This is a genomic window from Streptosporangium subroseum (assembly GCF_900188345.1).
In the GTDB taxonomy this organism is placed as follows: Bacteria; Actinomycetota; Actinomycetes; order Streptosporangiales; family Streptosporangiaceae; genus Streptosporangium; species Streptosporangium subroseum.
Genome location: NZ_FZOD01000034.1, coordinates 92126 through 98642 on the forward strand (window position 1 = coordinate 92126; position 6517 = coordinate 98642).

The window sequence follows — 6517 nt, forward strand, 5'->3', positions numbered from 1 at the left end:
ATCGATGAAGGATCTTTAGATGTGGCTTGAGGGAGTCCGGGGGAGGAAGCAAGACGCCCAGGAAATGAGGTGAAATATCAGAAGGAGAGCGACCGATGGTTGCCGGCAACCTTGTCCTCATCGCTGGCGCCGGTGGCACGGGCCTCGCGGTCCTCGACCAACTGCGCGCGCAGGATGTGCCGGTGCGCGCGATGGTCCGCCGCGACGACGAGCGCGCGGCCCGGTTGCGTGCGCGCGGCGCGGAAGTGGTCGTCGGCGATCTGACCCGACCCGAGAGCGTCGCGGCCGCGCTGGAGGGGGTCGGGCGGATGTACTTCGCGATGCCCGTGTCGCCGGAGCATCTGCTGGCGGCGACCGTGGTGGCCACCGTGGCGCGGGAACGCGGGGAACTGGAGGCCTTGGTGGGCATGTCACAGATGACGGTGTCGGAGATGGCCGCCACCGGCACCGGCACCACAGAGTCGCACCAGCACCGGCTGCACTGGCTGGCGGAGCAGGTACTGAACTGGTCGGGCCTGCCGGTGGTACACATCCGGCCGACACTCTTCCTGGAAAATGCGCTGTTCACCACGCTGGTGGCCCGATCGATCCGGGAGAACGGCACCATCGCGCTACCGTTCGCTACCGGGCGCACGGCGCCGGTCGCCGTGGACGACGTCGCTCGGGTGGTCGCCACCGTGCTTCGTGACCCGGCTCCGCACATCGGGCACGCCTACGAGCTGACCGGGCCCCGCATGGCCGACATGACCGAGATGGCCGAGGAGTTCTCGCGGGCGCTGGGGCGTCCGGTGGCCTATGTGGATGTGCCGCTGGAGCGGTGGCGGGCCGAGGTGCTCGCCAAGGCGGGCCTGCCGCCGCACGTCGAACAGCACCTCGCCACCGTTTTGATCCGACTGCACCAGGAGAACCGCTACGACGGCGCGTCCGACGACGTCGAACGCGTGACGGGCGTGCCCGCCCAGACGGTCGAGGCGTTCGTGGCCGCTCGCAGGGACTTCTACCTGGGCTGAGCCGCGGGTGAGCCGCGTCGGCCACGCAATGGAGGATTTCGATGCACGTACCGGGGTGTGAGGAACATCGGAACCGGATCGTGCGTCTGCGCGCTGCGTGACCGATGGAACGGCAGGCCGGGTCGCTATCCCAGATAACCGCGTGAAGTCAGCCGCTCTCGGAGGAATTTCACCTGCTCCATGGGGTCATCATGGTCCGGCTACCACAGATACTCGGCAGTTGTCTGCGGTAGATCATCACGTGCCGATCTACCCACTGAAGACCTTGTCCCGGGGGATGTCGTGCTTGGCCAGCGCGTCGAGTTCCTGGCCGAGCGTCGAGCAGCGAGCGTACTGGAAGAAGATCGTGCACCTCGCCTTTCCCGGCGGGCGCTGACAGGCGAATACCGACACGCGCCCAAGGCGGCGTTAGGCGGGCTGCGGGGCGGGCGTTGCCGGAGCGGCCGCGACCTTGCGGGTCTCGCGCATTATCAGCAGGCCATTGATCACCATCAGTGTCGCGGTCAGGCCGTGGACGCCGAGCGCGGTGGCCACGGAGCCGTGGTGGGCCAGCACGGTGGCCATGTCGCCGTACGCGGCGAGGGCCTCCACCAGCAGCACCCAGCCCAGCGCCCGGCGGTGGCCCGTCACCAGCAGGATGCCCAGGACCAGGGCCAAGACGACGTCGCGGATTCCCTTGATGATCAGGAAGCCGCCGCCGTCGCCGGACGGCCGGCTCGGCAGGCCGAAGCCCGGCGCCATCGTCTCCGGGCTCAGGATGAACTCCACCCCGAACCAGAGGATGAAGAGGATGAAGGCGGTGGCCAGGATGGTGTTGATCTTCTTCAGTGACATTGTTCTTCTCCTTGCGAGTCCTCGTCAGCTTGGTGAGCTTCATGGAGCTTGCTGAGTCGTGTGGAGCCTGATCAGCCGCGCGGACGCGGCTGATCGAGGGGCGTGGTTCGTCGGCATCGCAGTTGTGGGATCTGAGCGGCGGCTGCATTCCCGAATGTCGGGATTTCGGTGGCTAGCTGCCGCCCGGGGTGAGGATCTCCATGAGGTGTCCGTCGGGGTCGTGGAAGTAAGTGCCCCTGCGGCCTTTGGCGTGCTTACTGTGATAGATCTGCCCAATCTCGTGGCATGCGGGATCGCCGTAGTGGGTGATTCCACCGTGCTGGATGCGGGCGAGGGCGGCGTCGAACTCCTGCTCGCTGACCATGAACGCGTAGTGGTGTGGCTCAAAGTCGTCCAGCTGGTCGTAGTCCAGGCTGACCTGGTTGGCCAGCGTGACCGGCGTGAAGTGCGCCACTGGCGGATCGACACTCAGGCCGAGGATTTCGGCCAGGAACTGCGCCGAGGCTTGCGGGTCACGGGCGGGGACGATGGTGTGATTCAGTTCCACGGTCATAGTGACTCCTTTTCAGGGACGGGGCTACGCGTGGTGGGGTGCTCGGCGGCCTTGGCGACCCGGCATGGTGCATGGCTGCGCGACCGCCCGGGGGAGGGGAGGGCTTCTCCGGCTGCCCTCCTCCGGCTACAGCTGCCGTGTCATACGTCGATCTGCTCGAAGATGTGTGTAGATGGAGGTGGCGCTGCCGCACTTCGGGCGCACGGCCGAGCGGTTGCGGCTGACGACCAGGCGCCTGAGCCCGCGGGCTCAGGCGAGGGCGGCGACCAGCAGGGCGAAGGCGGCGATGATGACGGCGACGCGGACGTAGTGGAAGCGGTCCCAGCGGTTCATCTGCTCCTTCCAGTCGGCGGGCCGGTTGTCAGGGGTCCACGTCTTGCCCCGGTTGTTGATCGGGACCAGCAGCAGAAGCGACATGATCACGCTGAGGATCAGCAGCGCGCCGGCGATGACGACGAGGCCGGCGCCGTCGTGGTGCCATCCGGCGATGGCCCAGACCGCGCTCAGGACGAGTGAGCCGATGTACCAGACCGGCATCACGGCGCCGAGCATCCGGCCCCCATGGGCGCGGCCGAGTTGGCCGCTGTCCTCCGGGAGTGCGTTGAGGATCGGGTTGATGACGAAGGCGACGGAGAACTCCACCCCCACCATCACGCCGACGACCACGACGGTGACGACCTCGAGTGCGGTGAGCATGGTGACCCCTCTTGATATCTAGTGCCGCTAGATGATGAGGCAACACTAGTACTGCTGTCGCTCACTTGTCTAGCGATGCTAGGATCTCATCATGTCGGTACAGGAACGCAAGCAGCGCGAACGGGCGGAGCGCGAGCGCCTCATCGTGGCGACGGCCCGCGAACTCGCCGAGCAACAGGGCTGGGACGCGGTCACCACCCGCCTGCTCGCCGAGCGCATCGAATACAGCCAGCCCGTCCTCTACAGCCACTTCCGCGGCAAACGCGAGATCATCGGCGCCGTCGCCCTCCAGGGCGCCACAGAGATGGCTGCGGCGGTGCGGGCCGCGACCGCCGCCGCGGACAACCCGCGCGCCCGGGTGCACGCCCTCGCCCGCGCCTACCTCGACTTCGCCGAGCGCAACCCAGTGGTCTACGACGCCATGTTCCAGCTCGACGGCGGCCTGGCGTTCGCGAACGAGGACACCCCGGAGCCGCTGAAGGACGCCTTCGCCGCGCTGCTGGAGACTCTCGGCGAGGTCGCCGGGGACGGTGTCCACCCGGGGCTGTTCACCGAGGTGTTCTGGGCGTCCTTGCACGGTCTTGCGACCCTGACCCGGGCGGGACGGCTGCCGCCGGAGGAGTCCGAGCGGAGGGCGGAGCTGCTGGTGGACCGGCTCGCCGTGGCCTGACGCACCGTCCCGGCGGGCACGCAGCCGGGGTCTTCCGGCCCCGCTGCCTGCCCGCGGCATCGCCTCCGAGGAACCTGTCGTCCCATGAACCGATGATTTTCGCTGAGCGAGGCGCGCTAATGCCGGGGCCGTACCCAGTCCCGCCGGGCGAGGACGCACTGGGCTAGAGGGGTACGCCCCGTGGGGCATGCTGGCGAACGTCGGTGGCGGCCCGTAGACAGTTGGGAAGTGGGCGAAGCGGGGCGGCCTGACAGAGAACTCGGTGGGGCCATGACGTACAGCCGCGCTCCACAACGTCAGACAGAGCACCTGGCTCTGGGCAGGACCACACGACCGGCGCGTCAGGTGTGGCGTGTGCGGTGAGTTCGTGCTGCCCGCTGCCATTCTCCGGCCTGGCGGACGGGGGATGGCCCACCGAAAGCGATCCCCTACAGTCGCAGCTGTGACTGTCGTCCGTTCCCTCCTGCTGTTCGTGGTGGCCGCGCTCGCCGAGATCGGCGGTGCCTGGTTGGTCTGGCAGGGAGTGAGAGAACACCGTGGGCTGTTGTGGGTCGGGGCGGGGATCATCGCCCTGGGCCTGTACGGCTTTGTGGCCACCTTGCAACCGGATGCCAACTTCGGTCGCATCCTGGCCGCCTACGGTGGCGTCTTCGTCGCCGGATCTCTGGCCTGGGGCATGCTCATTGACGGGTTCCGCCCTGATCGATGGGACGTCATCGGCGCCGTGGTGTGCCTGATCGGCGTCGCCGTCATCATGTATGCCCCGCGTTGACAGTCAGAGTTGAGCGAGGCCACGGCACCTTGAACGGAGGCATTGAGGACATCCGGCTGATCAGGCCTCAGCGGCTCGTCCGGTGCGGGTGAACAGCATCCCGATAAGGGCGATGCCCATCCATGCGGCGAGGTAGGTCCATGCGGCTAGGTGTGGCCCGGTGCGTGCGGTGACCCGGCCGCTCAGCGGCGAGGAGATCATTGGCATCATGGCCATCGGTAGCATGGCCAGTCCGGTCATCAGTGCGCTGAGATGCTGTACCCGCTGACCATTCTTGTCGACGTGCCCGCATCGCGAGGCGACTCTGGCCAGAGAAGCGTGTCGTACGAATACGAGCGCCGCTCGTCACTACCCACGTCCCTGGACGACGGCTCGTCCCTCCTCAGCCAGAGGCACGATATCGAGCAGCTCCCAACCGCCGCGCCGCCAGAAGGCATACTTCATTACCAAGGCGACGGCGAATCCCGGGTCGGGTAGGTTTTTTTGCCGGTGCTTGTCGATCCGGTGGTGGGCCCCTCAATCTAACCGCCATACGGTCAAAAATATGGATTTTCCAGAAGGAAACGAGCGGGAGTTGATCCTGCAGGTGGCGACCAGATTGGTCGCCGGGCTTGGTTACGACGGCACCAGCATCCAGCAGGTCGGAGAGGCCGCCGGGCTGGACGCGGAGACCATCGGCGCGTATTTCCCCACCAAGCGGGAGCTTTACCTGGAGGTCATGCGGAAGAACCACCGGATCCGGGCCGACGTTGTCATACCCTGCTCGGACGAGCTGCGGACCGCCCCGCACGAGGAGAAGGCGGCCGCCCTGCGGCGATTCGCGGACAGCTATCTAGACCTGTGCCTCAGCCACCCTGAGATCGCGTTGTTGTGGATGCACCGTTGGATGTCCGATGCCAGCGACATCGACCTGGACGCGATCGACGTGCGGCCGATGACCCCCCACATCATCGACAGCATGTCCACCGCGACGGACCCTGCGGGCGCCGACGCGCAGTTCATCACGTACACGCTGGTCTGGTGTATCCACGGGTTCGTGCTCAGCGGAGTCCTGGACTCGATGGGGCGGCGGTCCGGCGCGGGCGATCCGTGCACGTTGCTGCGTTTCCGCCGGCACATGCACCAGATGCTCACCCGGGTGGCCCTGCTCGACCAGCACGATGATCGTGTCGATGACAAGTAGCAGCGTTGCGTCCCCTGTACCGCTTCTCAACTCATCGCCCACGCTCTGACCTGGCGTCTCACGGGATCCGCTATGCAGCCCGGTGACACTCGCCGATCAGATCGATGCACTCGGCTCGTACGGTGCGTATCCATCACTCGGCATAGCAATTCGCCCGGGGCGTCCGCGGCGGCGTCTTCACCACCGTCACCCCCTCTCCGGTGAAGACCTCCTCGAAATCCACCAACCCCATCCCCAACGTGAAATGGGCCCTTCCCTCGCGGGAAGAGCCCATCGACGACCAATGGTTACATGGCGCCGGGGCCGGGGCCGGGGCCGATGCCGTAGTAGCCGCCGAGCTTGTCGCGGTAGTCGGGCTCCTTGTAGGTCGCCTCGTCGAACTCGGGAGCGTTCTTGATCTCTTCCTTGGTACGGGAGATGTAGACCTTGCGCTCCTGGGGGTCGATCCGGGTCACCGTACCGGCGGGCAGCACGACCTTCTTGCCGAAGATCCAGAAACCCGTGTCGACGACGACGTAGCTGTCGCCCACGGCGTTGCTCTCCTCGTCCACCGAGCCGATTTTGCCGTCGGTGGCCTCAACGTCGAACCCGACCAGATCCAGTGCCTGGTCGCCGCTACGGGCCTCGGAACGGTAGTCCCACACGTTTTCGGTCATGGCCAGACTCTTTTCTTCGGCGATGGTTGGGCACCCATCGCCCTACCCGTCGCGCTCGCGGTAAACAAATGTGGCGGGCCGGAGCGCGGACGGCGGCCACCGCTGCACGGTCACCGTGAGGTCGGCGCCGAGGGGGAGGCGCT

10 protein-coding genes are annotated in these 6517 nt (G+C 66.7%); 4 read left to right on the plus strand and 6 right to left on the minus strand.

What is annotated here, in order from left to right; translation table 11 throughout:
- Positions 1–95: 95 nt before the first annotated feature.
- Positions 96–1010 (plus strand): NmrA family NAD(P)-binding protein, encoded by a 915-nt coding sequence (locus tag CHC08_RS28720; protein ID WP_089210488.1) that lies wholly within the window; start codon positions 96–98, stop codon positions 1008–1010.
- A 249-nt stretch (positions 1011–1259) separates the two neighbouring features.
- Here CHC08_RS28720 and CHC08_RS50835 read toward each other — a convergent pair whose 3' ends face one another.
- The 4 genes from CHC08_RS50835 to CHC08_RS28735 form a co-directional block, all read right to left on the minus strand.
- Entirely contained in the window at positions 1260–1403 is a 144-nt protein-coding gene (locus CHC08_RS50835) for a hypothetical protein (RefSeq protein ID WP_218825532.1), read from the minus strand.
- 15 nt (positions 1404–1418) lie between these two features.
- Positions 1419–1844 carry a DUF4267 domain-containing protein gene (locus CHC08_RS28725; protein WP_089210489.1) on the minus strand — a complete coding sequence of 142 codons (426 nt, stop codon included), beginning with the start codon at positions 1842–1844 and terminating at the stop codon, positions 1419–1421.
- 172 nt (positions 1845–2016) lie between these two features.
- Positions 2017–2397, minus strand: coding sequence for a VOC family protein (locus CHC08_RS28730; RefSeq protein ID WP_089210490.1), 381 nt, complete (start codon positions 2395–2397; stop codon positions 2017–2019).
- Positions 2398–2646: 249 nt separating this feature from the next.
- A complete protein-coding gene (locus tag CHC08_RS28735) occupies positions 2647–3093 on the minus strand; it encodes an anthrone oxygenase family protein (RefSeq protein WP_089210491.1) in 447 nt (148 codons plus the stop codon).
- 91 nt (positions 3094–3184) lie between these two features.
- On the opposite strand from CHC08_RS28735, the gene CHC08_RS28740 reads away from it, so the two are divergent.
- Together CHC08_RS28740 and CHC08_RS28745 are read left to right on the plus strand one after the other, a co-directional pair.
- Positions 3185–3763, plus strand: coding sequence for a TetR/AcrR family transcriptional regulator (locus CHC08_RS28740; protein WP_089210492.1), 579 nt, complete (start codon positions 3185–3187; stop codon positions 3761–3763).
- A gap of 442 nt (positions 3764–4205) precedes the next feature.
- The gene (locus tag CHC08_RS28745; protein ID WP_089210493.1) at positions 4206–4535 is read left to right on the plus strand and encodes a YnfA family protein; all 330 of its coding nucleotides are present in this window, start codon (positions 4206–4208) and stop codon (positions 4533–4535) included.
- Between the two features lie 60 nt (positions 4536–4595).
- On the opposite strand, the gene CHC08_RS49795 is transcribed toward CHC08_RS28745, so the two are convergent.
- Complete coding sequence (locus CHC08_RS49795) at positions 4596–4751, minus strand: hypothetical protein (RefSeq protein WP_179282267.1); 156 nt, start codon at positions 4749–4751, stop codon at positions 4596–4598.
- Between the two features lie 328 nt (positions 4752–5079).
- Between CHC08_RS49795 and CHC08_RS28760 the strand changes: the two genes are divergently transcribed.
- A complete protein-coding gene (locus CHC08_RS28760) occupies positions 5080–5718 on the plus strand; it encodes a TetR/AcrR family transcriptional regulator (protein WP_089210496.1) in 639 nt (212 codons plus the stop codon).
- Positions 5719–6005: 287 nt separating this feature from the next.
- Here CHC08_RS28760 and CHC08_RS28770 read toward each other — a convergent pair whose 3' ends face one another.
- Positions 6006–6374, minus strand: a complete 369-nt coding sequence (locus tag CHC08_RS28770; protein WP_089210497.1) for a PRC-barrel domain-containing protein — start codon at positions 6372–6374, stop codon at positions 6006–6008.
- Between the last annotated feature and the right edge of the window lie 143 nt (positions 6375–6517).

Bases quoted from the DNA above. Each gene is read 5' to 3' on its own strand.
- CHC08_RS28725 (WP_089210489.1), bottom strand. From the start codon at position 1,844: ATGTCACTGAAGAAGATCAACACCATCCTGGCCACCGCCTTCATCCTC.
- CHC08_RS28730 (WP_089210490.1), bottom strand. From the start codon at position 2,397: ATGACCGTGGAACTGAATCACACCATCGTCCCCGCCCGTGACCCGCAA.
- CHC08_RS28720 (WP_089210488.1), top strand. From the start codon at position 96: ATGGTTGCCGGCAACCTTGTCCTCATCGCTGGCGCCGGTGGCACGGGC.
- CHC08_RS28735 (WP_089210491.1), bottom strand. From the start codon at position 3,093: ATGCTCACCGCACTCGAGGTCGTCACCGTCGTGGTCGTCGGCGTGATG.
- CHC08_RS28760 (WP_089210496.1), top strand. From the start codon at position 5,080: ATGGATTTTCCAGAAGGAAACGAGCGGGAGTTGATCCTGCAGGTGGCG.
- CHC08_RS28770 (WP_089210497.1), bottom strand. From the start codon at position 6,374: ATGACCGAAAACGTGTGGGACTACCGTTCCGAGGCCCGTAGCGGCGAC.
- CHC08_RS28740 (WP_089210492.1), top strand. From the start codon at position 3,185: ATGTCGGTACAGGAACGCAAGCAGCGCGAACGGGCGGAGCGCGAGCGC.
- CHC08_RS49795 (WP_179282267.1), bottom strand. From the start codon at position 4,751: ATGGCCATGATGCCAATGATCTCCTCGCCGCTGAGCGGCCGGGTCACC.